Here is a 26,967-nt window from a genome sequence, read left to right as displayed (position 1 = left end):
CATCCAGAGGGAGAAAAGATAAAACACAGTGGCATTCCTACGTTAATAAGGAATCCACCATAGCCGGAATAATAAATATAGCAAGGCCACCCCCGGCGGGGCCTTTACCTTGAGCGTTTGGTCACCCTGGGGCTACAACAACGCACCCTTCATTATTTCATCGGCGGCACCACGGTGACCGGGTCCAGCTTGACCTCGAACCAGTTCAGACGCCAATCAAGGTGTGGCCCGGTTGCACGGCCAGAAGCGCCCACCTTCGCCACCGGGTCGCCCTGCTTCACGGTCTGCCCGTCTTTCACCAGCACCTCGCTAAGGTGGATCATGGTGGATGACACGCCATAACCGTGATCCATGATCAGGGTGCCACCGGAATAATAATTGTCCTGCTGTACCAGCGTGACCACCGCATCCGCCGGTGCCACGACGACGGTGCCCGTGGGCCGTGCCACGTCCACACCGTAGTGCGGCCGCCCTGGCTTACCGTTATAGACTCGCTGACTGCCATAGACGCCACTGATGCGCCCGGTGAGCGGCCATTGAAAATCGCTGAGGAAAGCCTGTAGTCCTGAATCGGTATCCCGCGCCGTCTTGATCTCAGCCACTTCACGGCGAATGCGTTTCAGTACCGCTTCCGGCGGGGGCTCCACGGTACGCTTGGGCACGCCTTCAATGCGCTGAATCGCATACTCACGCTTATCCAGCGTCACAGAAACCTGTTGCTGTTCACCGTTTTTTTCCAGCACCAGTGTCTGCTGCAAGTCGGCGTCACGGCCTACACCCACAACAAAAAAACCCGCATCGGTGGTACGCACTGCCCGGTCGCCCAGCTTGACAAGCACGCCATCTTCCACCTGCCCACGCAGTAAGGAACCCTGAGAACGCTGCCCTTCCAGTGACAACAACCAGTCACTGGCCATGGACCAAGAAGACAAAAAACAAAGCAATACAAGAAAAGGAATACGCACAATAAACCTCAATGACTGATGTGGTTTTTTTATGTAGGAGCGGCGCTGGCGGCGCGAACCGGAACGAAGTGCAGATAACGCCCTTCAGGACGGCCCGCAGGATGCTAAACCCAAAACCTGAAAACGATTTACCACTGAGGCCGCCACAGAGATCACTGAATAAAAAAACAGGTTTTCTCTGTGTGTTCTTCTGTGCCCTCTGTGGTGAAAAAAAATCTGACCCGGGTCTTTTATCGCGCCGTCAGCGACGCACAACAGAGAGCTATTTATAGGAACTCACTGCCATCATCCACATCCAGCTGCACTGGATCCAGGTGCTTCTCGCCATACTGGCGCCACACCCGCGAACGAATGAACAATTGATACAAGTCCGGGTCCAGATGGTCGTTATCGCGCATACGCTGCATGATAGCCAGCGCTTCACTGAGTTTGAGCGGCATTTTATAGGGCCGTTCCTTGGAGGTCAGGGCTTCGAACACATCGGCGATGGCCATAATTCGGGCGGGAACCGACATTTGCTCTCGAGTCAGCCCCAGCGGGAAGCCAGTGCCATTCATTTTTTCATGGTGGCCGCCGGCGTATTCCGGCACCCGCTGCAATTTCCGCGGGAACGGCAATGAACCCAGCATATCCAGGGTCACATCCATATGGCCGTTGATGATTTTGCGCTCCTCCGGCGTCAAGGTGCCGCGTGGAATGCACAGGTTGTACACCTCGTCCTCGCTGAGCAGCGGCTTTTTCTGGCCCCAGGCGTCGGTCCAGCTGCGCGCGGCAATGTCTTTCACCCGCTGCTGGTCGACTTCGGCCATGGCTTCTCCACCCCGGTTAATGCGCTCCAGAAACGCCAGTTCTTCTTTCAAGGCGCCAATGGCCGCTTCCATGCGCTGCCGATGAGCCGGTTCATCTTCCGGTTTCAGCAAGCAGTCTTTTTCATAACGAAACTGAATTTCTGCCCGCAGGGTGGCAAAACGGCTGGCCACTTCGTCAATTCGATCGTGCAGGGTATGTAACTTGGTGGATTTATCCAGCACCGAATCCGGGGTCGCCAACTTCCCGCAATCGTGCAACCAGGCGGCCACGTGCAGCTCGTACCAACCGTCTTCATCCAATGAAAAATCCGGAAACAGCGCCTGATCATCACAAGTAGCCTGAGCCAACATTTCGGTGATCACCGGCACCCGCTGACAGTGGGCACTGGTATGGGGGCTTTTCGCATCGATGGCCTGGGCCAGCACCTTGATAAACGCGTCCAGCAAGTCCTTCAGTTCCTGCACCTGGCTGAGATTGCTCAGGGCAATCCCCCCGTAGGTCAGCAAGGACTGGAAAATCAGGTGTCCATGCTCACCCAGACGTTGCAGATTGCGGGGCACTGGTTTGTCATAAGCCAGTTGCAGCACACCAGTGACCAAACCTTCATGGTTATACAGCGGCCATAGCTGTATCCCTTTGGCCTGCGGGGCCAGCGCTGCCAGTAATGCCTGATCTGCCTCATTGAGGGATGTTTGCGTCAATGCCACGGTGAGAGGCTCACCGGTGACAAAACACTGCTCTACGATCCCTCCTGTGCCATCGCTCTCATCGGTTAATGGGCGAAACCACTGCGGCGCGTCCTTGACGGCACCGCTTTCACCGGCTCCATCACGACACAGGCAATTCAACCCGGCCCGGGGCCGGCCATCGGTATACAGCCATACCCAGCCTGTGTCCGCATTGCACAGGTAAAGCACCTCCTTGAGGAACGCGCTCATTAAGCGCGGCACATCCTTTTGTTCGCTCAGGTGTTGCGCCGCTCGCAACAATCTCGGCAACTGCGCGTTATCGGCCATTTGTTGCGTCTGTGAGGGTGTAATCATGGGCTATCCCGCTCCATCGGGTTCATCCTTGGGTTCTCATTGCCATCTGTCCCTGCATCCCCGCCCCAAGCATAGGCGGGCGCCCGGAAACAGGCAAAATTCTGTGCCATACGTCGGTTAATCTGGGACAGGCGCAATAAAGCCGGCACAAAGCACGCTTTACAGCCCCCGCACCTTGAAGCCGTGGGCCTGATTCCCTACCATCTTCCGGTTCTGAGTCAATCACCTGGATCCCTTGTCACTCATGAGTGTGAGCTATCAACTGCCCGATGGGGCAAGCATGGAGTTTGAGCAACCGGCCTCCGCCTTCGAGATCGCCGGGCGCATCAGCAAAAAACTCGCCAAGCAAGCCCTGGCCGCCAAGGCCAACGGCAATCTGATCGACGTCTATCTGCCCATCGACGACGGCGCCACGGTGGAAATCATCACCCGGGAGACCGACGAGGCCCTGGAACTGATTCGTCACGATGCCGCGCACGTCATGGCCGAAGCCGTACAAGAGTTGTTCCCGGATACCCAGGTGACCATTGGCCCGACCATTACCAACGGCTTCTACTATGACTTCCACCGGGACACCCCGTTCACACCGGATGACCTGAAAACCATTGAAAAGCGCATGCAGGATATTGTGCGCCGCAATGAGGAAATACGACGTGAAGTCTGGGATCGCGATGAAGCGGTGGCATTTTTCCTTGAGAAAGGCGAGGAATTCAAGGCCGAAATCATCCGCGAGCTGCCCGCCGACCAGGAAGTGAGCCTCTACCGCCAGGGCGAGTTCATCGACCTGTGCCGGGGCCCGCACCTGCCCAGCACCAGCAAGCTGGGCGACGGCTTCAAGCTAATGAAGGTCGCCGGCGCCTACTGGCGTGGTGATGCCAACAAGGCCCAGCTACAACGCATTTACGGCACCGCCTGGCGCGACAAAAAAGAATTGAATGCTCACCTCAAGCAAATAGAGGAAGCGGAAAAACGTGACCACCGCAAACTCGCCAAGGAAATGGGCCTGTTCCATATCCAGCAGGAAGCGGTGGGCAGCATGTTCTGGCACCCGAAAGGCTGGCGCATGCGCCAGAACCTGGAAAATTACATCCGCGGCAAGATGGAAAAAGGCGGCTATCAAGAAGTCTCCACCCCGCAGATGATGGACCGCATCCTCTGGGAACAGTCCGGCCACTGGGACAAGTACGGCGAAGACATGTTTACCGTCTGCACTCACGACCACAGAGAAATGGCCGTGAAGCCGATGAACTGCCCGGGCCACGTGCAGATTTTCAAGCAAGGCATCACCAGCTACCGTGACCTGCCCATTCGCCTGGGCGAGTTCACCACCCTGTTTCGTAACGAAGCCCACGGCGCCCTGCATGGCCTGATGCGGGCCCGCTCGTTCAGCCAGGACGATGCCCACATCTTCTGTACCGAAGAACAGGTTAACGAAGAAACCGCCGGCTTTATCAAGATGCTGCGCGAGGTCTATGCCGACTTCGGCTTCGATTCCTTCCGTATCAAGTTCTCGGACCGCCCGGACAACCGCGCCGGTTCCGATGAAACTTGGGACAAAGCCGAAGGCGCGCTGCGCTCGGCGGTGGAATCCTTAGGGCTGGAATGCGAACTGAACCCGGGCGAAGGGGCCTTCTACGGCCCGAAACTGGAATTCGTACTGCGTGACGCCATTGGCCGTGACTGGCAGTGCGGGACCCTGCAGGTGGACTTCGTGCTGCCCGATCGTCTGGATGCGGAATACGTAGCCGAAGACGGCTCCCGTCAGCGCCCGGTGATGCTGCACCGTGCGGTGCTGGGTTCCCTGGAGCGCTTCCTGGGTATTCTGATCGAATCCACCGCCGGCCACCTGCCCCTGTGGCTGGCGCCCCGTCCGGTAGCGGTTTGTACCATTACCAATTCCGCCGACGAATACGCCACCGCCGTGCAACAGAAACTGGTTGCCGCCGGCGTACCGGCTGAGCTGGATATCCGTAACGAGAAGATTGGCTTCAAGGTCCGCGAACATTCCCGCGCCAAGACCCCACGTATCTGGGTTATTGGCGAACAGGAAGCTCAACAGAACCAGGTGGCGATTCGCACCCTGGGGTCTCAGGCGACTGAAACCGTGGATCTGGACGAAGCCGTGGCGGCTCTGGCCGCAGCGACTCGCTTGCCGATTTAAGAGACGCCACACGCGGGCACGCGTCACGCAACACGCTGAAACCTTCTGCGTGCCTGCGTGTTGCGTGCAGCGTGCAGCAGCGGAGCACTCATGTTCAAAAATAACGAACACCAGGCAGAAGGTTTTCAGGCCTCCCTCAAGGAAGCCCTGGACAATCTCAAGTACAACGATGCCGGGCTGGTGGCCGCCATTGCTCAACAACACGACAGTGGCGAAGTGCTGATGATGGCGTGGATGAACCGCGAGGCCATCGAAGAGACCCTAAGCACCGGGCAAGTCTGCTACTTTTCCCGCTCGCGCGGAAAATTATGGCGCAAAGGCGAATCATCCGGTCAGGTGCAGCGCCTCAAGGAACTGCGCATCGACTGCGACGGCGACGCCCTGTTGGTAAAAGTCGACCAGACTGGTTCCGCTTGTCACACCGGCCGCCGTGATTGCTTCTATTGGAAAGCCGACGCGGACAACGTGACCATCGACAAAGCCCCCATCAAAGACCCCAAAGAGTTGTACGGCAAATGACCTTACGATTGCAGAACACCCTCACCGGCACAAAGGACGACTTCATTCCGCTGGACCCCAACCGCATCACCCTCTACGTGTGTGGCCCCACGGTTTACAACTTCGTCCACATTGGCAACGCCCGCCCGGTGGTGGTTTTCGATGTTCTGTACCGATTGCTGCAACGGCTTTATCCGAACGTGGTTTACGCCCGCAACATCACCGACATTGATGACAAGATCATCAAGGCGGCGGCGGAGAACGGCGAGGACATCAGTGCCCTCACCGAACGCTTCACCGCGGCGTTTGCCGAAGACATGGCATCGCTCAACGCGAAAACCCCGAACATCATCCCCAAGGCCACCGATCACATTCCCGAGATGATCCAGATGATCGCCACCCTGGTGGAAAAAGGCCACGCCTACGAGGCCGACGGCCAGGTGCTGTTCGCGGTGGAATCCATGCCCGACTACGGCAAGCTCTCCGGTCGCAAACTGGAAGACATGCTCGCCGGTGCCCGGGTGGAAGTGGCCGATTACAAACGCCACCCCGGCGACTTTATTCTGTGGAAGCCTTCCACCGATGAACAGCCCGGCTGGGACTCTCCGTGGGGCCGTGGTCGCCCGGGCTGGCACATAGAGTGTTCGGCCATGATTCACAAGCATCTGGGGGATGTGATTGATATCCATGGCGGCGGACAGGACCTGATTTTCCCGCACCACGAAAACGAAATCGCCCAAGGCTGCTGCGCCCACGGCACCGACTACGTGCGCTACTGGCTGCACAACGGCTATATCAATATTGATGGCGAGAAGATGTCCAAGTCTTTGGGCAACTTCCGACTGGTGCGTGATCTGCTCACCCACTACCACGGTGAAATTCTGCGTTTCGCCCTACTCTCCAGCCACTACCGCTCACCGCTGAATTTCTCCGCCGATGTGCTCGATAACGCAGAGAAAGGGCTGGATACGCTTTACTACGCCCTGCTCGGTCGCGGCGAATCCGTGGACCCGGAAGCAGGCTACCAACTGCCGGACAACCACCCGGTATTGGAAGCACTCAAGGACGACCTGAACACCTCCGAAGCGGTCAGCGCCCTGCACGCCATCGCCGGCGAACTGAACAAGGCCGAACTGGGCGACAAGCCCAAGCTGAAAGCCGAATTACTCGCCGCCGCCGACCTGCTCGGCATCCTCACTGTGGAACCCACCGCCTGGTTCCAGAACAAGAACGTGAGCGAAGACGGCCTCAGCAACGACGATATCGACGCGCTGGTCGCCGAGCGCACCCAGGCCAAGAAAGACAAGAACTTCGCCCGCGCCGATGAAATCCGCCAGCAACTCACCGACGCCGGCATTCAACTGGAAGACACCCGCGAAGGCACCCGCTGGAGTCGGTAAAAGAGACGCGGCACGCAACAAGCTTTCACGCAACAACGCGGTTTAAGTCGGAGAATTCCCGCAAGGCTTTTCGGTTATTTGCCTAAACACCACGCGACTGACGAACTCACCACGGCGAGTTCGTCAGACAAGACGCTCAGCCCCTAAACTGCGCAACGAAGTTTTTCAGCCCATCAAGATCAGCTGGTCTTGCCGTGACAGACTGCCACGCACCTGCGTGGCCCAGTGGCGCCGCTGCTGCAGTATGGGCGCCAGCCGTTCTGCCGGCACAGTGCGTTCCAGCATGGCCAGCGAGCTGCCCAGCGTGGCCAGCACCGCCAGGTTGCCCCGGGCATTGCGGGCGATCTGTGCAAAGGCGGCGTCCACATAATCGGCAAAATCCCGCTGCTGACATTGCAGCCGCAGCTGCCCGTTCACCCGCCGAAAGGGTTCCGGCATATGGCGTCCGGACAGGTCCGCAATCACCGCGCCCAGATACAGCACGCATTGCTCAGCGGTGGTGGAATCGTTGATCCCCGGTGACAGGGCCTTAATCGCAATATCCACTAGCTGACGAATGCCGAAGGCCGGATCCTGCTCGATGGTGCGATGACGGTTGATCACATAGCAACGCAACAACGCCGCACAGCGCTCCTCACCCCAGCCCGGCCCATGCAGGTACAGCAACGGCTGCCCCTGAACCACGAACTCGCCCACCGCCACACGCATGGTAATGACCTGCCCCTGGGCATCCGCCTCCTTGATTAGGCCGTTCAGATACACCTGCTGCACAAACCCGGTGAGCGGCGCTGCCAGCGTGTGGCCCGACGGCTTATGGCCTGAACCGTCATCATTGCTATCCACCGTCACGGTCTCAGCCCGTAACGCGGCCGGGTTTTCGGCAACCCTGCCAAAAGCCTGATCGTAGCGCTGGGCGATCGCCGCCTGCGTATCTTCAGTGATTTTCGCCACCACCTGAGACACTTGGATCGAGCTGGCGATGTGGTGAATAAAGTAGATCAACAGCGCCAGGCCCACGAAAGCGCCCAGTAGCGCCACCATCACGGCAATACCGTGTCCCAGCAGCAGGGAATCGGCAGGCAGGCTACGCAGCACCAACAAACAGTAGGCGAACACGCCCACAATCACCGCCAGGGTTAACTGGTTGATTCGGTCAGCCATGTAATCGCGAAGCAGGCGAGGGGAATACTGGCTGGCTGCCTGGGCCAACACCAGCATGGTGATGGAAAAGGTCACACCGGCCACGGTAATCATGGAACCGGCGATGGTGGTCAGCACCGCGCTGGCGCCTTCCGGGTTCACCGCGAGCAGGTGAGCCCACCAGTGTTGTTCGGCATTCGGCAACTCACCGGGGATGGCGGTGATGATAAAGGCCAGCAGCGATGCGCCGACCAGAAAACAGGCCGGCAGCAACCACATACTGGAACGTAACTGGGTATACCACTGCTGAAACCGCGCCAGCACCATGGCTCGCCCTCACATCCTTGCCCGGGCGAATTACCCGAGTGCGTTACTCCATGAACTCACCCGGGCAGATGTGCCGGGCAATCAGTCCTCAAGGGACAGTGTGTCCATCCCTGGCAGTGGCGGCAAATCTTTCCGGGTGGCATTGGCGAAACGCGGTTTTTCCAACTGGACCTTCAAACCCTGCAGGGTTTCCAGCGGCGCCTTGGTCGCCACCAGGTTCGCTAGCCACACCGGCACGCTGCCGCCTGGGTCGACAAAGGTTTCAAACTGCACCCGCACCCAACCATCGCTCATGGGGGTAATAACAAACTGATTATCCAGCGCCGGAATGCGCACGAAACCATCCTGCTTTCCCAGCACGTCATCCGCGTTCACGCTGTGCAAGGTAATGGAACCGGTGTCTTCATTCTGGCTCAGCGTGTTGGCCAGCACCACGTCACGGTCCGATACCGGCCAGATACCATGAAAGCGCATATGAATTTCTTCACGGTCTTCTACCGAAAGCCGCTTGGCGCCCTGGTTCTGGAAGATCCATTCCGGGAAGGTGTCCACGGCGGTAATCACCGCCAGCACCGACGTGGCGGACGCCTTCACCTCGACAATGCCCTTGAAAGCTTTTACCGGGCTGCTAGAGACATCGCGCACATAGGTAGTGACCTCGCCTCTGGCCTTGCCCTCGTGGTTGGTTTTCCAGTTCGCCGCCCAGGCCGGATTCGCCAGCATCAGGGGGGCCAGCATTAGTGCCACAAACAATGCTCGCAACGGTTTTCTCCTCACTTGTCTAAAATACGCTTGGTAACAGCATGCTGGCCGCAGTATGCGGCCAGGGAACAGGGAAACAAGCGCCGGCCGGGGGATTGGCCCCAATTACCGGCGCGACTCGCTATGCAGGCCAACAACCGCTCTCAGTCCTGCTCATGGCTCTGCGGCAGGTCCATGCCTTTCAATTCCGGGTAACGTTCCAGGACGCTATCGAGTTTGGCATTCTGATAGGTTTCGTTGCTGGCCATCTCACGCAGCCCCTGCAGGGTTTCCTGGGGCGCCTTTTGGGAAATCACATTCGCCACCGATGACACATTGCCGCCCGGATCGATAAAGGTTTCAAATTCGATGCGGGTCCAGCCATTGTCCAGCGGCGTCAGGATGAACTGGTCTTCCAGAGCGGCAACGCGCACATACCCCTCTTGCTCCGGCTCGCCGTCCACCGCGTGGGAGGCCAAGGTAATGGCTCCGGTTTCCTCATTCTGAGTGGCCTGGGTCTTGATCAGGGCATCGCGATCCTTGGCCGGCCAGATGCCCTTGAAACGCATATAGGCCTGGTCGTTGTCACGCAGTTCCATCGATTGGCACTGATACAACCATTCCGGGCAGGCGCTGGCATCCGCCATCACCGCCAATACGCTCAGCACCGGCGCTTGTACTTCAGTGACACCCCGAAACGCTTTTACCGGGCTGTCTTTCATGGCTTTTTCATAGGTGTTGATATCCGTGCGGGTGCTGCCTTCGTTCACGGTTTCCCAGTCTGCCGCCATGGAACCGGCAGACAACATCAGCGTCACGGCCAGTGCCGATACGCGTACCGGGCGGGCCCATCCTGTGGCTTTTTTCATGGTCTCTCCTTGCTACCTTGCGGCTTCCATTGCCGTTGCAGTGTCATGAAATCGCAACGTTTTTTTATCACGCTCCCGATTACGACCATGTAACAGCGCTGGTATCTCCCCACGCGATGGCTATATCATGCATTTTTTACAACTTGCGACAGGCAGAGCTGTTCACGTGAAATCGCTTCTGCTTGGCGCCATCTGGCTATACCAGAAGGCGCTAAGCCCCTGGATAGGCAATCAATGCCGCTTCTACCCCACCTGCTCGGAATATGCCCGGCAGGCGGTAGTTGCCCATGGCAGCCTGCGCGGCAGCGCACTGGCAGCGAAGCGACTGTGCAAGTGTCATCCTTGGCACCCGGGCGGCTTTGACTATGTGCCCGGCACCGAGCCCGACCCGGAACAGCACCAATGCACATCGCTATGCAGTGACCACAGCGGGGGCCCCTCACAGTGATCCCCGCCATGCTGAACCGCTACCATCGCGGCCTTTCACTGTCCCTGGTGCTCGGCTTGTTCTGTGCTCAGCTACTGCTGGCATGGCACGCCCCGGCCCACATCGAAGCCGGCCAACATAGCCCCACCAAGGAGCTGCTGGCTTCCGCTGATTGTCAGGTGTGTACCCACGGCCATGGCATGCTGGCACTGCCCAGCGTCTACAGCATCCCCGTCATTCAACGGGAGGAACCCACCCCACTGCTCCTCACCACCACCGTGGTGCATCGCAGCGAACGCAATCCCTACCCACCCCGCGGGCCCCCTGTCTCTGCCTGATTCCCGTTACTGATCCCTGATCGCCATGACATTGCGCTTTGCCCCTCTCCTTGAGAACCGGGCCTGTTGCGCCTGTCTGTGACCAGGGAAAACGTGTTTCCGGCGCGAGTCCGGCCAGCCGCTTTTATCCGGCTGCGCCTTTTTACTCGCCCCCTCATTCATGCCTTGCATGAATGATAGAGACAGAGGTAATTATGAGAATTCGACGCTTGACCCTGACCGGGTGCGTCACCGTGGCCCTGTTGGCGCCCACGGCAGTATTGGCTGACTCCGCAAACGAGAAAGCGGCCGATGACAACGCTCACGAGCTGAAAAAAGTGAATGTATCTGCCCTTCCCCTGGGCAGTGCCAGCCCTAGCACGCCCTATTCGGTGATGGATCAACAGACCCTCATCCAAAAGAGCGAAGACACCCTGGGCGAAACCCTGAAAGATCAGCCTGGCGTCCACAGTGACACCTTTGGTGGCGGCGCCAGCCGACCCGTCATTCGCGGCCTCGGTGGCCCGCGCGTCGGCGTCCTCAATGACGGCTCTCAAGTGCTGGACGCCTCCAGCATCTCCCCGGATCATGCCATCACGGTAGACCCCATGCTGGCTCGCCAGATCGAGGTGCTACGCGGCCCGTCCACCCTGCTCTATGGCAGCGGCGCAAGCGGCGGTGTTGTGAATGTGCTGGACAACCGGATACCCACCGAGCGTCCCCGTGAAGACGTGGAAGGTTTCGTGTCAGCCCGCGCCAATACCGTGGCGGATGAAAATGCCACCGCCGCCGGCATCACCGCCTCAGCCACCGACAATCTGGTATTCCGGGTGGAAGGCAGCCGTCGCGACGCGGACGACTACGAAGTGAACGGCTTTGAGCAACTCACCGTGCCCGGCACCTATGCAGAAAGCGACAATGCCAGCATCGGCGCTTCCTGGATTGGCGATCAAGGCTACTTCGGCATGGCGTACAGCTATCGTCGCGACAACTACGGTCTGCCCGGTCACAGCCACGAGTTCGAGGAGTGCCAGTCCAGCGGCACCAGCCTGGACTGCCCCACTGGAGGCCATGACCACGATCACGGCGAGATCGTCCCCTATGTGGACCTGGCCAGCCGCCGCGTGGATGCTCGTGGTGAATACCGCGAACCGTTCGCCGGGGTAACGGCCATTCGTTTCCGTGGCAACCACACCGACTACCGCCACCACGAAATCGAAGAAGGCACCATCGGCAGCACCTTCACCAACAAGGGCGGCGATGCGCGCCTGGAAGTGGAACACAAACCGCTGGGTAACTGGCGCGGTGTTGTGGGCCTGCAGTACACCCACTTCGACTTCAGCTCACTGGGTGGCGAAGCCTTCGTACCAAAGACAGAGACCGAATCCTTTGCCGTCTTTGCAGTAGAGGAATATGTCCTCAACGAGCAATGGTCCTTCGAACTGGGCGCCCGCCAGGAACACCTGACTCAGACACCGGACGAACGCAACGGGCAGGCTCTTGCCAAAGTCACCGCCGACAATGCGTCTTTCTCCGGCGCGGCCAACTGGGCCTTTGTGCCCGGTTATGAGTTGGTATTGTCTGTGGGTCACTCTGGCCGCGCACCCAGCGCCCAGGAGCTCTATGCAGAAGGTGTTCACCTAGCCACCAACACCTACGAATGTGGCCTGCTTAGCGACTGCGGTGGCGGGCAGCGCGATCTGGATGACGAAGTCAGCCTCAACGCCAACCTGAACCTGCGCAAAACTCAGGGTGACTGGCTGTTTGATCTGGGCATCTTCGAAAACCGCATCAACAACTACATCTATGCGCGCACCCTCGACCAGATCGAAGACTTCCGCCTGATCAAGTACAGCCAGCGCGACGCCACCTTCACCGGTGCCGAAGCATCACTGAGCTACTACGGCATCGAGCCGGTGGGCATCACGGTCTTTGGCGACATGGTCCGCGCCACGTTTGACGACGGCGGCTACCTGCCTCGCATCCCCGCCAAACGGTTAGGGACGCGCCTCAACAGCTACCTGGGCAACTTCGACGGAGAACTGGAGTTCTACCGAAGCTTTGCGCAGGACCAGATATCGGGCTTTGAGCAAACCACTGCGTCCTACGACATGGTCAACGCGACCCTCAGCTACCGGCTGCGTGGCGACCAGCGCTACACCTTCTATGTGCGCGGCAACAACCTGCTGGGCGAAGAGGTATTCAACCACTCTTCCTTCCTGGCCAGCACCGTGCCGGAACCGGGTCGCAATGTCACCGTGGGCACCCGCATTGAATTTTAAGCCGCAACGTTAACGGCATCTGTGCCGGCGCCCTTACTCCGCCGGACACAACAACACGAATATGGAGAACACCATGCAACGCATGATGAAAAACCTGAAACAAAACGCAGCCCTGCCTCTGTCCTTGCTTGCCGCCCTCACCATGGCCGGTTGTAACGAAACCGGCACCAGCTCGCTGGGTAGCGGTGAAGACGAACACGACCATGCCGAGAGTGACCATCCCGGCCGCCTGGTTATTGCCGCTGACGACGACGGCACCCAGCTGTATATGTATGACCTGGAGGCCGGCGCCCTGCTACCCGGCACCCTGTCCCTGGACCATGACGCCAGTGCGCTCTACACCAGCCCGGGCAAGCGTTTTGTTCTGGCCATACAGCGAGACGACAACCAGGTACAGATCGTTGATGGCGGACTCTATCTGCATGACGACCATGTGGACGAAGTGATCCCCTCCTTTGCGGGCACGCTCACAGGCCCGGCGCCCACCCACTTCCGGGTTCATGGTGAACAGGCCGCCCTGTTCTATGATGGCGATGCCGCCAACGCCGTCATGGCCAAGGTAGAGTTGCTCACGGATGAATCGCTGGAGACCGCCTCCAGCGTAGCCAGCCAGACCCTCGCCAGCGCCCATCATGGCGTGGCCGAACCCCGTGGCGATGTACTGCTGGCCACCTTCCGCACTGCCGCCTCCGGCCTCCCGGAAACTGTTGATGTCTACCACCAGCACGGCGATCACTATCACAAGGAAGACACCCTCGCCCCGACCTGCCCGGACCTTCATGGCGCCGGCTCCAACGAAGACTACTCGGTGTTCGGCTGTAGCGATGGCATCCTGATCGTCCATCAGGACGGAGAGGATTTCACCGCTGAGAAAATCACCAACGCCACCCTTGGCCTGGCCGCCGGCGAGCGTATTGGCAGCTTCGACAGTCATCACGAGCTGAGCCACTTCGTGGGCTATGCCGGTGACAGCATCTATATTATCCACCCGGAAGACGGTGATGCCGAAGAACTGGACTGGACCGAAGGCGCAGCCGTGTCACTGGAAAGCCACCGCCTGGATCCCCACGGCGAACACCTTGTGCTGCTGGATGATGCCGGTGACCTGCGTATTTTCGACACCGCTGACTGGAGTGAGCACGCCCACGTGGAAGATGCCATCGCACCGGGCAATACCCAGATGGCCGTGGCCGGCGAGCCCGCGCATGTCTTCCTTTCGGATACCGGCAACAACGCCATCGTTGTCGTGCACCTTGAAGAAGGCAGCCTGGAAACCCCACTCAGCCTGACCTTCCCGCCCGCGGCACTGGCTTGGGCCGGCCTTGATAGCGAGCATGAAGAAGAGCATAGCGACGAAGACGATCATGACGACGATGACCATGATCACGACCACTAAGCGCGATAACCAACCATAGGCAGCCGCCTGCAGAGGACATTCTTCTCGCCCTCTGCAGGCGGTCCTACCTTCCGCCCAGCCTCCTCCTCTCCCCTCAAACCGCTCCCGGTCGCCGTGGCCGCTACTTTTCACTACAATCACTCTATTATTGCGTCGCGAGACAACACCCAGTGGAGAACCCATGAAAAAAGTATTGTTTGCCGCTGCTTTGGCAATGCCCCTTTTCGCCAATGCCGGCGGCTTTGCCGGCATCGATGTCATCAGCAGCGACATCGAACCGGATAACACCACCTCCAGCGCCGATCCCAAAGCCCTGCAATTCAAATTCGGCAGCTGGATCAACCGCGACGAAACCCTCGGCGGCGAAGTGCGCCTGGGCCTGGGCGTCGATGACGATAAACTCAGCAACAACGTGGACCTGGAAATCGACCGTTACTACGGCGCCTACTTCCGCGGCCAATTCCCCAACACCATGCCCGTGCGCCCCTACGGCCTGATCGGCGTCACCTACTTGGAAACCACCGAGAAGAATGCCTTCGGCGGCTCTGACGGGGAAAACTACAAAGATTTGTCCCTGGGCTTGGGTGTGGACTTCACCATCACCAAAACCCTGTTCATCAACCTGGAATACATGCGGGTGGTGGATCGCAGCGGTGACGAAGTGACCAATCTGGGGCTGGGCCTGAACGGCCGGTTCTGATTAGGACACGCAGCACGCTTCAAGCATCACGCTGAACGCAAAACGCCCACCGGAAGGTGGGCGTTTTCGTTAGTTCATCACGGGCTGACAGACCTGAAGCCGACCCACCATGTAGGAGCACCTCTCGAGGCGCGAACCCAAGAGAGAATGGCGAGTTTTCCACTGGATGATCACCGCACACCGACCGTTTACCGCCCCGCCAAGCCCATGCAATCACCGAACGGCCACTGCTCTCTGCCTCCTTAAGACCTAATACAGCTTCTGCGAAATGATACCAGCGGTGCCGGGAATACTCTTAACCCCCCCAACACTCAGTTTCTCGCCGTTCATAAATTCAACAGAAATATCTGTTATTACAAGAGACTCTGCATTTGGATGATAAAAAGCCGTTGGCCAGCCACCCAAGCCACCCCAATTAATTTTCCCGGGCGCCAAAGGCCCCGTATATTGTAAAGAAACCTGGTTTTCTCCTGATATTTCATCAGCGACAGGGTCATTTACCGCATTTATAAGTTGAACATTGAAGTTTGCGTACTTAATAGTTCGCTTTGCATCAATGTTCTTAAACGTTATTGAAATATTTATACCATTTGCGCTATTTCTTTCACCATGAATCGCCGAAACTGCAAGCGGTGAGTTTGCATTCTGAGCCGCCTGAATCTCCTCAGTCGAAGGCGGCTGGGACAAAGCAGCTTTTCCGGCACACCCGGAAACGAACATCGCCGCAAGAACAACAACTAATAGTTTTTTCATAAATCCCTCTTTCCCCTTTAAACGCAACAAGAAAAACCGGAACACGCATAAATTTAAATAAATAAAATCATACCTCTCATCCTAACATACACGCCACTTTCTCCCCGTCTAATTTATCCCCTGTTATTCGCCGCTGGCTCTGATTAAGCCCCGCAGCACGATTAAGAAATCCGGCAGCCACCCTCGTTGGCCAGTAACAGAAACGGCCACTCCCGCTAATATCAGTCGTCGATCTCGACCCGAATAATACGGTTCGTTGCGCTCTGGTGGATCAGCAAATCCCCGTCACGCGTTGGGCGCATGTGCCGCACAATACCGGAAAAAATCTCGCCGGATGGAATCGGCCAACTCTGGAATGTCTCAGTGGCAGGATCAAACCGCACAAGTGGATCGGGGCGCATTCCCGACTCGTTATACCAGACAATCCCATCCACTATCGCGATTGCGTAAGGATGAGAGTCAGGACCGCTCGGCGACGGCCACTCCTTGATTGCTCCGTTCTCGGGATCATAACGACCCAGCCGCCCACGCCCGGAATTCACATACCAGATCATGCCGTTTTCAGCGATATCCAGCCTGCGCACGGTTGTCTCTTCATGGGGCAGTGTAATTTCTGTCATCTCCATCGTCTCTGGTTCGAGTTTCACCAGACAGTTACTTCCATTACAGGCAACCCAGGGAGCGCCTGACGCATCCATTTTAATACCGTAGGGCCGCGAACCTGCCGTCGGCATTGTCTTCAGACGAATCTCACCATTACGCGGATCAAGCCGGCCAACCTGATTGGAATGCTGCAATGTAAACCAGAGCAGGCCGTTGGCATCGAATACCGCAGTATGTGGGTCACGAGCATCAGCATCGGGCATATCATAGATCTTGATATCCCCACTGGCCGGATTGAGCCGACCCACTGTCCCGTTCTTGTTGCCCATAAACCACACGTCACCGTCATCACCCACCGTCACGGAATGCGGCATTGCCCCATCTGGAAGCCCATACTCACGCATCTCTCCGCTTGCCGGGTCAATCTGGCCGATCAAGTTACCCCATTGGCCCGCCCACCATATGGAACCATCTGGCGCCTCAACCGGGTCACGCGAACGCTGGCCAAGCGTCGGCACTACCCATTCATGAAACTCGATACGCGCATCACCATCGACAAGCGTTGGGGTGCGGCGTTGGTTAGGAGGAAAATGTTCCGCGAGGTAATCCGCAATGCCATCCCGGCGCTCAGGATTGCCGGACAGGTCGATCATGGTATCGGTTAACGCCAGCCAGTCACCGCGGCTGTACCCCAGGCTTTCAGAAATTCGCTCAACTGTGTGACATGTAGAACACAGTGCTTCGACCGTTCCGCGACTCTCCCCATCGGGCAGACTGGCGCCCAAAACAGGCGCCGAACCGGCCGCAAGAAAAATCGCGAATACAGCAAGACGAGTATTGAAGAGCTTGACCACAAATCACCTATGTCAGGTTCAAAAAAACAGAACAAGAATTCAAAGACACTGATCGACTTATACAGATAACCAACCCCCAGCTCAAACAGAGCGCCATAATCTGTTCTCACGCGCCAATACAGCCTTGAGGCCCGAACAGACACAAAAAAGCCCGGGGACTTACGTCGCCCGGGCTTGAGGGGTGTAACCCTGGTTATCGCTCTCCCTTAGCGATCTTCGTACCGTTGGTGCTTGAAGAAGATGCCGGTATCACCGAACTGGGACAGGGTGAACGGGGACGCCATGACCAGCTCACCAACCTTGGTGGCGCTGTTACGGCGTTCACGAGCGTAGCGTGCGGTGACCCAGGGCCAGATGGACGTCCTGATGGACTTGGAGGTCGCGTAAACGTCATACACCTTGGTGCCCGGGTTCAGTGCGGTCAGATCGTCACGGAAGTCGTGCGGGGCGGTGCTAATAGTGTTCTTCAAATCACCGTTGGGCACGAAGTAAACCTGTGACGGGGTGTTGGCATTGCTCACTATTGAGCCGTCCTGGTTCACCTTGGCCATGTCACTCATGACTAGCAACGTCGGCTTTCTGGTGACCAGTGAGAACAAGGTTGTGGTGCCCAGGGTTTCATTCACTTCCGCCTGAACGTAGTTGGACAGTTCATTGGCAAAGATATTGTGGTTATCGCCCTGCCCACTAAGGGTATAGAGCGCGGAAACGTTTTCGGAACGCTTGCCGTCCACCATCAATTTCAACGCCAGCCCCGGGGCAAAGCCACGGTCAGAGGGATCACCGGTAACAGACAATCTCAGCAGGCCATGATCCGCCCCTTGGAACAGGCCGGTGTAGCCATGACCTGCCGTCGGCACGAACTGCACCTTGGCGAGGGCGCCACGAGGGTGAATCGGTTTGCTGTAACCCGGCGGGGTCACGTCGGTGACATCCTCCACTTTCTTCCACAGGACGGAGTTGATCAGACCGCCGATATCAATGGGTTCGATGGCAGGCACTTCACCCTCTTCGTAGCTGGTACGCAGGGCGCCGTTGACCCACAGGTGGTTCTGTTTCGCCTGGGCAGACCAGGCCTGGTAGTCCTCAGGAATTTTCAGGCCCCAAGGCTTGAAGGCGTTATCCATGCCCACCAGGCTGCTGGCTAGGTTCGGGTAGTGGCGACGGATGATGTCGACCATGGTGTTCTCTTCCACCCAGTCGATCCCTTCAGCGGTATAAACCTCGTCGGTGTAATCAGTAGTGAAGAAGCGGTCGGTCATCAGGCGACGTGACGCATTCAGAATGAAAATCTGGAAAGAGGTTTCACCGAAGCCGAAGCCTTCCGGGCGCGTCTCTTCTGCCAGCTGCCCCACCAGAGTATCGATCATTTCGATATCGTTGTTGTACAGTGATTTCAGGTCGGCCACCAGCTGGGGGTCGCTAGATATTTGCTCGAAGCTGGTAAGCGGTTCGAGGCCGATTTGGCGGCGAAATTCATTATAACGGGGCACCCCACGCTCACGGTCACGCAGTACGTCGATAGCGGCCATGTCGATATCGCCAATCAGCGGCATGGACAGGTTGCGCAGAAAGTCCGGATAGTTGTTCAGCGTCAGCGCACCCGGGTGGGTAATGCCGAAGGAGTACCACAGACGGTCCTGGCCCACGTCGGACAGCAAGTCTTCCGCGTCGCCGTTACGGGTGTCCTGAATCAGGATTTCTTCATCGACCACATTGGAGCCAATGTCGTACACCTTGATTTCGTCACGCAGCAGCGGGTGCATGCGATACACAGACACAAACTCTTCCGTGAGGGTATAAGGCACGCCGTAGTTGTTCGGGGTACGTGAGCCCACCAGGCCGGCCAGGGCATGCTCGATGGAGCTGGTATCGCCTTGGCCCAAATCGTTATCGATACCGAGCAGGTTGAAGATACCACCCAGCTCACCCAGATTGTTGTTCAACTCGTTCAGGTCATCCTGGAATTTGTCGCGCTTGTCGCGGTCGCCACCCAGGCCCCACCAGTTGGCGTACATAGCTCGCTCTAGCACCGGGTTGGCGAGAATCGCCGGGGTCCATTCCACGGTGTGAATTTTGGCCATCAAGGCAGCGTTAATTAGCCGGGCATGGTCGTAAATCCATTGATCGGTGGCACCGGGGTTGTTCGCCTTGAGCATGTCGGCAATGGCGTTATGCTCCTGGGTGAACAGGTGATGCAGCATGCTCAGGCCCACCCACCAGTTTTCATTGAAACCGGTAACAGGTTTTCCGCTGAGGAAATCCGTGGGCAAACGACCGTTGCCGTCCACTTTCAGTTTGCCGTCGACAAAGGAGCGCACTTCGTCGTTGGTTACCTTATCGCTACCGTAAAGCTGCGAGCCATCCCACCAGTGGGTGTTGATGTTCTCGTAGGTCACCAGAGATTCATCGCCAGTGACATCCGGGTCCGGGCGGGTGCGCTGCACGGACATGGTGCCGGAACCCAGCACATCGCCAGCGGGCAACGGGAATTCGATCGGGTTTGCGTCGGTGCGCGGGCCGTGATCGAACCAGTCATGCACCATGAACTGGATCCAGGACGTGGCAATGAAGTTCAGGGTAGTGGCGGGTTTAAAATCGCCGCCCCGGGACATGACCAGGTTACTGACTTCCCGCGGGTTTGGCGTCAGCAGATTGCCGCTTTCCGATTCCGCAAAGGAGGAGGCTGGGGCCACGTTACGGCCGAAGTTTACATTGGCGGAGCCTTCCGCCGGGTTTTCCAGAATATTACAGGTACCGTCTTCGGTACGGGCCACATGGCTGCGTTCATCGCAGACGATGCTGGCGTTTTTCTCACCCCAGCTTTCCATGTCGAACATATTGTTTTCGAGCAGATCTTCCCGTTGACCGGCAAGAACCAGCAGGGCACCCATTACGCCAAGTGAACCGAACTTGGTCAGGGCTGGCCAGGTAACCCAGGGGGACATAGCCATGATAAACCTCCGTCGTTTTTATTCTCGGGGTATGTCTGATGACAACGACGGCACTCTAGCAACCGGGCCAACCCCTCCACCCCCTCCCCCGGGAGGGGGTGGAGGGGGAAAGCGAAAAAGCGCGAACGGGTTCAAGGTTTGTGGAGCAGTTGCAAGTTCAAAGTTTAAAATTGAAAAGCGCGAGAGGGGCGGGGGAATGTTTGCCGGGTCGAGCCCACGTCCAGAAGCCCAGTTTCGCAGGATCGCTGCAGAGACAGGCACGGGTTTTAGCTTTCCTTTTCAACTTTAAACTTTGAGTTTTCAACTCATCTCGGCGTGGCGCGCAATACGGCTTCGGTGCGGTTGGAAACACCCAGCTTGCTGTAGATATTTTTCAGGTGCCATTTAGTCGTGGTGACAGACACACCGGTGCGTTCGCTGATTTGGGCGTTGGTCAGGCCGTTTTGCAGCAGGTCGAAAATTTCGCTTTCCTTGGGCGTGAGCACCGAATCAGGATCCACGTCCAGCGGGTCACTGGCCGGGCTGGCGTCGAACACAGCCGGGAACAATCCAGTATAGAAGTCCGGTAACAGCAACTGGCCTGCCGACCACAGCCGATTCATCAACCCTGCCAACCCTGGCGCTTCGTCAAACACGGAGCGGTTGATGTTGAGCAAGCCATAGCGGGTAATCAGCGCATCCACCTTGCGACTCTGCTCCGTGGCGGTGGCGGCTTTGGAGGTGAGCACCAGCAAGTTCGCTTCAATGATAGAGGCACGGGTCTTTATGCCTGCCCCCTTTACCACCGCCAGCAAACGGCGCAACAGCGTTTCTGCCTCCGTGTTACGGCCATGGGCCATCAGCCAGTACACCGCGGCCAAGCCCCGCCGCTCCCAGCTTTGGCTGTACACGGCCGCTTCAGATTCCGGGTTTTCCGCCACCCAACTTGCCAGCGAAAACCGGTCCACCACCACATCCAGGCGCTGCCAATGAGCGGAGATCAAGGCCTGACGTGTCATTTCCAGCACCGCCATGCTGACAAAGCGTTCGTAATTGCCCAGCTGCAAAATGCCCAGCAGTTTCTCCAACATACGCTCGGCGCTTTTCTGCTTGCCCTGCAAATGCTGCAATCGTGACAACGTAAGGTAGACCGTGGAAATCACTTCTGTGGCAGAGGCAGACGACACCATCGGGAGCAAGTCCTCACACACCTGCTGAGCTTCATCCAGCCGGTTCTGGTCGTATAACACCACCACCATGCCCGTGGCCCACAGCGACCAGGTAGGGCAAGCCTTCGGGGTGTTGTTAAAGTTTTCAACAATAAAGGCCACCGCTTCACCGATGTGCCCGAGTTGCTGGTTCGCCAACGCAGTGATCAGCCCGGCGTAACCGGCCGTAAAGCGTTGCCCCAGGCGCAGCAACACCTCCCGAGCCTGACTGGAAAAAGCCAGCGCAGACTCCAGGCGGCCATGTTGCAGATGGTAATAGGCCACCATGGCCAGCGAGAACGCACGAATATCCCGGTGCCCGCTGCTTTCCATGAGCAGTGACAGGTTGGCGCCTTCCATAAAGTCAGTGTCGTGCTGGAAAAGCTGCAGGTGCAGCTCAAGGAAGTCCACGGTCTGGCCGTGATGGTAGCGGCCTTGTTTGCCAGAAAACGCCTGTTCTTTCAGGGCATCCAGATAATAGCGGGCACGAAAAAAACGCCGCGACAGGGTCAGCGTGCTGATCAATGGCGCCGCCAATTCCAGACGCCCGAGAATAGTCTCGTCCTCCAGTTCTTCCGCCCATTCGAGAATATGACTGGAGTACCCTTCCTGCAGCCAGAACTCGAAACTTTTTTCCAGGCAATTACCGAACAACGCCGCATCACCCGACCGCCAGGCGTGCCAGACCGCCTGCTCATAATTCCCGGTTTTAATAAAATAGCGGGTAGCACGGCGATGGATAGGCACAATGCAATCCGGCATTTCGATTTTCAGCCGGGCCTGCAAAAAATCCCGCAACAGGGCGTGGTAACGATAGCTACCCGGCTTACCAGGCACCGGCATCAGGAACAGCTCGCGGCTGGTGAGCTCATCAATGAGCCGGGCAGACTGACGGGTTTGCAGAATTTCGTCGCCCAGTTCCGCATTGAGGGTTTCCAGCAAGGCACTTTGCAGAAACAAGGTACGGGCAGAGTCCGGCAACCCCTTGAGCACCGCATGGCCAAAGTAATCCATGATTTCCGGCTGGCTGGCGTTGAATGCCTGCAGTGTCTGCATGCCCGAACGAATCCCCGCCAGCAGGGCAATTTTCACCCCGGCCACCCAGCCTTCAGTAATCGCCATCAGGTGATCCAGGGTCTGCTCTTCCAGGGCATCACCACCCAGGCGCTGGTTCAATTCGCTCACATCATTGCGCCGCACTTTCAGATCAACCGCGCCGACCTCCAGCACCTTGTCATCCAGTCGTAGCCGGCTGACATCGAACGATGGCTGGATGCGGCTGGCAATAATCAGGTGCACGTTCTCCGGCGGGTCCGCCAGCAAGGTGGCGATCACACTGAGGGTTTCTGTGCTCTGGATATGCTGAAAATCATCGAACACGATAAACAGCGGCAGCGTCACCTGCTGCAAGGCGTCATAGAGGGAGCCGGCAATGGAGGACGGGGGTAATTCGGACACATCGAAGGGCATAAACCAGGACGTATCAAAGGCCGGCACCGCCGCCCGGGTTTTCTCGGCGAAACGGCGCAAAAACCGCACCGGATCATCATCGGCGCGCTGCATGCCCATCTGCACTACATGGCGGTCGCCGGGCTGAGCCTGCCACTGATTCAGCAAGGTGGATTTACCGGCGCCGGCGGGGGCCAGCAACAGCGTTAACGGCACCCGACTAGACTCATTCAGAAGAGTAACAAGTTCTGCACGATAAAATCGGCCACTCAGGGGCCGGGGCGTCTCCGAGCTGGGCATAGCAATCGCTTCCTGGCGTTTTTTATTATTTTTCAGTAAGTTAGTGCATTCCCGCACCCACTCTAGGTGTTTCTTTAATAGGCAATTTAGCGGATAGCGGCACGGCATACACGTACCGGGTTCGCATTTCACTTGGACGTAGGTGCAATGTCGTAGGCACGTAGCGAAGAAAGAAGCCCCAGCAGCTCGACACAAAATGCAGGAAGCCAGACAACGGAAACAGGGCTCCCACAAAGAGAGGCCGTGAAGCCAGATTGTATCTATTGCGTCAGGCTCGAGGCATCCGGCGTCATGCCCATCACCAACCAACACAAAAAAAGCCCTCTTCCCGACAAAGGGAAGAGGGCTTTTTTGTTATCACCCGCGATAATGGTAATCGCTACGCGAGTGCTTTCTTTCCATGCTGCGTGAAGCGTGTCACGTGTTGCATCTCTTGATCAAGGAATCGGCAGGTAACCACCATCCACTTCCTTGGTCACAATCGCCACCGCGTTATGAGCGTGCAGGCTTTCCAGGTGGTTCACACGCAACCAAAAATCCTTGTAGCAGGACTGCGGGTCCAGCGCGGTTTTCAGCCGGCGAGCGGCGTCTTCGCAGAACATCAGATTTTGCCCGTTCAACAGAGCAAACTCCTGTTCGTCCACACGCTTCACCGCTGTCTGCACCGGAGTTTTCAGGGCACCTTCGATGGAATCAATCAACGCCGTGATCGGGAAGGCATCCCCTTCGGTGTGATCCAGCAACACGCGCACCTGGGCAATGGAGCGCTGGCTGTGCGGAGTGGCCAGTACGCCCTCTTCGGTGCCCAGCCATTCAAACACTGCGTCTGCATCCACTTTGCCTTCGGCGAAGTCCTTGCGGAACTGCTCCTGAATCAGCTGGCGAGACAACGCCGCCGAGCAGGGGCAAGTAGACGAGTACGGGACTTCCACCGACAGCTCGATACGCATGCCGTCTTCGCACAGGGTACCCTTGATGCTGACTGGATAGCTCTTCCAACCAGAATAGCTGCTCTTCAGCGCGGCACGGCGCATGGAGTATTCAAAGTCGAGCTGCACGAAGCCACGAGTACTGAGACCTTCATGGGTCTGCAGGAAGTTACGCAGCAGTTGCTCGATGGAACCGGCACTGACCGAGTGATCACCAAAGGTTTCTTCCAGCATCAGGAACAGGCGCGACATGTGAATGCCCTTGGCATCCGCATTGGCCAGGTTCACATAGGCCTGAATAGAGGTGCTCACCGGGCGCTCGCCCGCCAGAGTGTCGCTAACGCGGGCTGGCAGGTGGATCTCACTCATGCCGACCCAGTCCAGGGTGGTGTGGATATGGTCCACCATGGAGTTGGACGCCACATCCGGCATCTGTTTGGTGCTACCGGCACCGTTGTCACGAGTCATGGGATTCTCCATAGGGGCACTGGAAACAGCCTGTACACGGCTGCCCAGGGGAACGAAACGGTCATCCGTTCGTCATCGCCCGCTCATACAAGGGGGGCAAGTCTAGCAGAAACTGTCCCGCAAATTGACCATTTACGGGCGCAGGTTTCGCTATGACCGCAACAGAAGGGGGCTATCAGGCGGAAAAGCCCGCGTCTTCGTCGCTTCCGACCAACTCCTGGAAACGGGGCAAGTCGTGAAGGGGGGTAAACATCTCTTCGCTACGAGCATGACTGCGCAGGGTTTCCGAGGTCTGAATCGCCGCCGCCAGATCCGTCAGAGCATTCTCGATTTCACCCAACCCGGACCAAGCGCAGGCACGCTGATAGAGCGCATGAGAGTTTTCTTCATCCACTTCCAGCACTCGGTCACACAGGCTCAGCGCCCAGCGCTGCTCGCCCAGCTCCAGTGCCGCATCCGCTTTCCAGGCCAGCGCTTCCGGGTCATCCGGACGTAATTCCAGTATCCGGTCGTAGAGCTCGATTTTGGCCTGAGCTGTAGGCTCTTTGGTAGCTTTGAGCCACAGACTGTGAATATCGTTGGTCCGCTCAATTTCTTCCTGGTTCTCGGCGATAGACAGGGATTTCCTGCGCAGCTCGCGCTCCAGATCCGCCAAACGAGATTCGTATTCGCTAGTCAGCCGCGCCATTTCCTTTTCCGCATACACCCGCACGTTGTCTTTCAAATCACGGATGGTAGACCACCCCACCAACGCGAGAATCGAGGCGGCACCGGCAATCAGGTAGAAAAAGTAGGTAACGGTGTTGGTGGCGTACCCCATGGCCTTGTCGGCCACCTCAAGCTCCCGGTCGGTAACCAGCAGGTTCATCTGATTGCGGTACTCCATCATGTCCTGGCGCAGAGAACGCAGCTCACCGAGAATCCAGTTTTCCCGGAACTGGGAAATGACCGGCCCTTTTTCGATCTCGCTCTGGGCCTCCACTCTCGGCGCCTGTTCAGGCGAGCCGGGCTCCTGTTCCGCCCAGAGACTGCCGGCCAGCGCCAGCAGCATGCCCAATAGACCGGTACGCAGAATGTGTCTGATCAATGCTTTGCCCTCTCAATCACCTTTTATCTGGGCGTTTTCCGTCAGGAACTCCGCACAGACTGAAACACGCCAGGAAACATTGCCTATGGTCGCATCAAGCCTGCCGGGGTGCCAGCGTTGCAGGCTGTTCCCTTGACAGCCCTGCTCCGATGCAATGTAGTGAATGCCACCCACAAGCAATATCAAGGTAAAGGCATGCGACTTAATCGATTTATTTGCGCCGCTACTTTTGGCTTTCTTGCCGCCACGACCACCACCGTCAACGCCGACACCTGGCGTTTTGGCCTGGAGGAAATTGAAGGCAGTGTTCAGCACAGTTACGCCGAACGTTTCAAAGCGCTGGTGGAAGAAAAAAGTGACGGGGAGATTGACGTTCAGCTGCTCCCCTATGGCAAATGGGGCTCCAGCTATTCCGCGCTGTACGACGCGATTCAGGGCGGCGCCATTCAGCTTGGTTTCGGTTCCGGCGCCCTGGGCGGCACCGTACCGGAAAGCCAGCTGCTCAACTTGAACTACATTATGCCCAGCGATCAATGGGTAACCGCCCAAGGCCTGAACAGCGACACCTTCCTGAAGAGCAAGGCGTGGCAGGACTCGTTCCGCAAGCGCAGCCTGGTGCCGCTGGCGGCATTGCCGGAAGGCTATCAGGTGTGGACCACCAACAAGGCCATCAACACCCCGGATGACATCGAAAATCTGGGCATCCGCGTGATGGACAACAGCCTGTTGCGGGCCACCTACAAGGCCTACGGTGCCTCCCCCACCTCTATTGCCTATGGCGAGCTGTACAGCGCGCTGCAGCAAGGCCAGGCGGAAGGCAACATCCAGCCGGTGTTTGCTCACGAAGAAATGGCGTTCTACGAAGTGCAGGACTACATGATCTTTGCGCAGCAATCCCAGTTCGTGGCCACCCTGATCGGTAACGCCGACTGGTACGATGGCCTGGATGCGGACCAGCAGAAAATGATCAACAGCATCACCAAGACCCTGGTGCGCGAAGGCCATGACATCCAGACCCAGTACAACGAAGAGCGGCTGGAAACCATTAAGGAAAAGAGCGACATCAATATTGTTGAGCTGACCGAGGCACAGCGCGACGCCTTCCGCAAAAAGGCCAAGCCGGTACGTCAGATCTACATCGATGAAGTCGGTGCACGCGGTGAGCAATCACTCAACGCCCTGCTCTCAGCCTTCGACAAGGCCGCCAAAGGGGAATAACGTCCCTCGCTAGCGGAGCACAAAAAAGCCCGGCCATTTGGCCGGGCTTTTTTGTGTGTCCAGCTGCGGCTGCGACACGATTAACGCAC

Annotated in this window: 20 protein-coding genes; 9 read left to right on the top strand and 11 right to left on the bottom strand. The window is 57.8% G+C overall.

The window, feature by feature from the left end; genetic code table 11:
• Window positions 1–152 precede the first annotated feature (152 nt).
• Together ABNH18_RS12915 and ABNH18_RS12910 are read right to left on the bottom strand one after the other, a co-directional pair.
• Complete coding sequence (locus tag ABNH18_RS12915) at window positions 153–965, bottom strand: M23 family metallopeptidase (protein ID WP_349383204.1); 813 nt, start codon at window positions 963–965, stop codon at window positions 153–155.
• 266 nt (window positions 966–1,231) lie between these two features.
• Window positions 1,232–2,818: an HD domain-containing phosphohydrolase gene (locus tag ABNH18_RS12910; protein WP_349383203.1), complete on the bottom strand. Its 1,587-nt coding sequence runs from the start codon at window positions 2,816–2,818 to the stop codon at window positions 1,232–1,234.
• Window positions 2,819–3,062: 244 nt separating this feature from the next.
• Here ABNH18_RS12910 and thrS point away from each other — a divergent pair, with 244 nt between their 5' ends.
• The 3 genes from thrS to cysS all read left to right on the top strand — a co-directional run bounded on the left by thrS (window position 3,063) and on the right by cysS (window position 6,877).
• Window positions 3,063–4,979, top strand: a complete 1,917-nt coding sequence (thrS, locus tag ABNH18_RS12905; RefSeq protein ID WP_349383202.1) for a threonine--tRNA ligase — start codon at window positions 3,063–3,065, stop codon at window positions 4,977–4,979.
• Between the two features lie 90 nt (window positions 4,980–5,069).
• Window positions 5,070–5,498, top strand: coding sequence for a phosphoribosyl-AMP cyclohydrolase (hisI, locus tag ABNH18_RS12900; RefSeq protein WP_349383201.1), 429 nt, complete (start codon window positions 5,070–5,072; stop codon window positions 5,496–5,498).
• Window positions 5,495–6,877, top strand: a complete 1,383-nt coding sequence (cysS, locus tag ABNH18_RS12895) for a cysteine--tRNA ligase (RefSeq protein ID WP_349383200.1) — start codon at window positions 5,495–5,497, stop codon at window positions 6,875–6,877. The genes hisI and cysS overlap by 4 nt, the downstream gene beginning before the upstream one ends.
• 165 nt (window positions 6,878–7,042) lie before the next feature.
• Here cysS and ABNH18_RS12890 read toward each other — a convergent pair whose 3' ends face one another.
• From ABNH18_RS12890 to ABNH18_RS12880, 3 genes are all read right to left on the bottom strand, one after another.
• Window positions 7,043–8,344: a DUF2254 domain-containing protein gene (locus ABNH18_RS12890; RefSeq protein ID WP_349383199.1), complete on the bottom strand. Its 1,302-nt coding sequence runs from the start codon at window positions 8,342–8,344 to the stop codon at window positions 7,043–7,045.
• Window positions 8,345–8,425: 81 nt separating this feature from the next.
• Window positions 8,426–9,106 carry an START domain-containing protein gene (locus ABNH18_RS12885; RefSeq protein ID WP_349383198.1) on the bottom strand — a complete coding sequence of 227 codons (681 nt, stop codon included), beginning with the start codon at window positions 9,104–9,106 and terminating at the stop codon, window positions 8,426–8,428.
• A gap of 143 nt (window positions 9,107–9,249) precedes the next feature.
• Window positions 9,250–9,954 carry an START domain-containing protein gene (locus tag ABNH18_RS12880; protein WP_349383197.1) on the bottom strand — a complete coding sequence of 235 codons (705 nt, stop codon included), beginning with the start codon at window positions 9,952–9,954 and terminating at the stop codon, window positions 9,250–9,252.
• A gap of 166 nt (window positions 9,955–10,120) precedes the next feature.
• On the opposite strand from ABNH18_RS12880, the gene yidD reads away from it, so the two are divergent.
• From yidD to ABNH18_RS12855, 5 genes are all read left to right on the top strand, one after another.
• The gene (yidD, locus tag ABNH18_RS12875; protein ID WP_349383196.1) at window positions 10,121–10,402 is read left to right on the top strand and encodes a membrane protein insertion efficiency factor YidD; all 282 of its coding nucleotides are present in this window, start codon (window positions 10,121–10,123) and stop codon (window positions 10,400–10,402) included.
• Window positions 10,403–10,410: 8 nt separating this feature from the next.
• Window positions 10,411–10,719, top strand: coding sequence for a DUF2946 family protein (locus ABNH18_RS12870; protein WP_349383195.1), 309 nt, complete (start codon window positions 10,411–10,413; stop codon window positions 10,717–10,719).
• A gap of 194 nt (window positions 10,720–10,913) precedes the next feature.
• Window positions 10,914–12,980: a TonB-dependent receptor domain-containing protein gene (locus ABNH18_RS12865; protein WP_349383194.1), complete on the top strand. Its 2,067-nt coding sequence runs from the start codon at window positions 10,914–10,916 to the stop codon at window positions 12,978–12,980.
• A 73-nt stretch (window positions 12,981–13,053) separates the two neighbouring features.
• On the top strand, window positions 13,054–14,376 hold the full coding sequence (locus ABNH18_RS12860; protein WP_349383193.1) for a hypothetical protein: 1,323 nt from the start codon (window positions 13,054–13,056) through the stop codon (window positions 14,374–14,376).
• A gap of 181 nt (window positions 14,377–14,557) precedes the next feature.
• Complete coding sequence (locus tag ABNH18_RS12855) at window positions 14,558–15,076, top strand: outer membrane beta-barrel protein (protein ID WP_349383192.1); 519 nt, start codon at window positions 14,558–14,560, stop codon at window positions 15,074–15,076.
• Between the two features lie 249 nt (window positions 15,077–15,325).
• On the opposite strand, the gene ABNH18_RS12850 is transcribed toward ABNH18_RS12855, so the two are convergent.
• The 6 genes from ABNH18_RS12850 to ABNH18_RS12825 form a co-directional block, all read right to left on the bottom strand.
• The gene (locus ABNH18_RS12850) at window positions 15,326–15,829 is read right to left on the bottom strand and encodes a putative periplasmic lipoprotein (RefSeq protein WP_349383191.1); all 504 of its coding nucleotides are present in this window, start codon (window positions 15,827–15,829) and stop codon (window positions 15,326–15,328) included.
• A gap of 221 nt (window positions 15,830–16,050) precedes the next feature.
• Window positions 16,051–17,286 (bottom strand): Vgb family protein, encoded by a 1,236-nt coding sequence (locus ABNH18_RS12845; protein ID WP_349383190.1) that lies wholly within the window; start codon window positions 17,284–17,286, stop codon window positions 16,051–16,053.
• A 206-nt stretch (window positions 17,287–17,492) separates the two neighbouring features.
• Window positions 17,493–20,240 carry a peroxidase family protein gene (locus ABNH18_RS12840; protein ID WP_349383189.1) on the bottom strand — a complete coding sequence of 916 codons (2,748 nt, stop codon included), beginning with the start codon at window positions 20,238–20,240 and terminating at the stop codon, window positions 17,493–17,495.
• Window positions 20,241–20,545: 305 nt separating this feature from the next.
• On the bottom strand, window positions 20,546–23,092 hold the full coding sequence (locus ABNH18_RS12835; protein WP_349383188.1) for a winged helix-turn-helix domain-containing protein: 2,547 nt from the start codon (window positions 23,090–23,092) through the stop codon (window positions 20,546–20,548).
• Window positions 23,093–23,613: 521 nt separating this feature from the next.
• On the bottom strand, window positions 23,614–24,573 hold the full coding sequence (gene folE2, locus ABNH18_RS12830; RefSeq protein ID WP_230457703.1) for a GTP cyclohydrolase FolE2: 960 nt from the start codon (window positions 24,571–24,573) through the stop codon (window positions 23,614–23,616).
• Between the two features lie 175 nt (window positions 24,574–24,748).
• Window positions 24,749–25,660 (bottom strand): tetratricopeptide repeat protein, encoded by a 912-nt coding sequence (locus ABNH18_RS12825; protein ID WP_349383187.1) that lies wholly within the window; start codon window positions 25,658–25,660, stop codon window positions 24,749–24,751.
• A 195-nt stretch (window positions 25,661–25,855) separates the two neighbouring features.
• Here ABNH18_RS12825 and dctP point away from each other — a divergent pair, with 195 nt between their 5' ends.
• Entirely contained in the window at window positions 25,856–26,878 is a 1,023-nt protein-coding gene (gene dctP / locus ABNH18_RS12820) for a TRAP transporter substrate-binding protein DctP (RefSeq protein ID WP_349383186.1), read from the top strand.
• Window positions 26,879–26,967 lie beyond the last annotated feature (89 nt).

This window comes from Alcanivorax sp. (assembly GCF_040118815.1).
Classification (GTDB): domain Bacteria; phylum Pseudomonadota; class Gammaproteobacteria; order Pseudomonadales; family Alcanivoracaceae; genus Alcanivorax.
This window is presented reverse-complemented; position numbering and strand designations above follow the sequence as displayed.

What these genes read in the sequence shown, in the direction of transcription:
- ABNH18_RS12855 (WP_349383192.1), top strand. Translation starts at nt 14,558, where the DNA reads ATGAAAAAAGTATTGTTTGCCGCTGCTTTGGCAATGCCCCTTTTCGCC.
- ABNH18_RS12840 (WP_349383189.1), bottom strand. Translation starts at nt 20,240, where the DNA reads ATGGCTATGTCCCCCTGGGTTACCTGGCCAGCCCTGACCAAGTTCGGT.
- hisI (WP_349383201.1), top strand. Translation starts at nt 5,070, where the DNA reads ATGTTCAAAAATAACGAACACCAGGCAGAAGGTTTTCAGGCCTCCCTC.
- ABNH18_RS12890 (WP_349383199.1), bottom strand. Translation starts at nt 8,344, where the DNA reads ATGGTGCTGGCGCGGTTTCAGCAGTGGTATACCCAGTTACGTTCCAGT.
- folE2 (WP_230457703.1), bottom strand. Translation starts at nt 24,573, where the DNA reads ATGACTCGTGACAACGGTGCCGGTAGCACCAAACAGATGCCGGATGTG.
- ABNH18_RS12880 (WP_349383197.1), bottom strand. Translation starts at nt 9,954, where the DNA reads ATGAAAAAAGCCACAGGATGGGCCCGCCCGGTACGCGTATCGGCACTG.
- cysS (WP_349383200.1), top strand. Translation starts at nt 5,495, where the DNA reads ATGACCTTACGATTGCAGAACACCCTCACCGGCACAAAGGACGACTTC.
- ABNH18_RS12910 (WP_349383203.1), bottom strand. Translation starts at nt 2,818, where the DNA reads ATGATTACACCCTCACAGACGCAACAAATGGCCGATAACGCGCAGTTG.
- ABNH18_RS12850 (WP_349383191.1), bottom strand. Translation starts at nt 15,829, where the DNA reads ATGAAAAAACTATTAGTTGTTGTTCTTGCGGCGATGTTCGTTTCCGGG.
- dctP (WP_349383186.1), top strand. Translation starts at nt 25,856, where the DNA reads ATGCGACTTAATCGATTTATTTGCGCCGCTACTTTTGGCTTTCTTGCC.
- ABNH18_RS12870 (WP_349383195.1), top strand. Translation starts at nt 10,411, where the DNA reads ATGCTGAACCGCTACCATCGCGGCCTTTCACTGTCCCTGGTGCTCGGC.
- ABNH18_RS12860 (WP_349383193.1), top strand. Translation starts at nt 13,054, where the DNA reads ATGCAACGCATGATGAAAAACCTGAAACAAAACGCAGCCCTGCCTCTG.
- thrS (WP_349383202.1), top strand. Translation starts at nt 3,063, where the DNA reads ATGAGTGTGAGCTATCAACTGCCCGATGGGGCAAGCATGGAGTTTGAG.
- ABNH18_RS12865 (WP_349383194.1), top strand. Translation starts at nt 10,914, where the DNA reads ATGAGAATTCGACGCTTGACCCTGACCGGGTGCGTCACCGTGGCCCTG.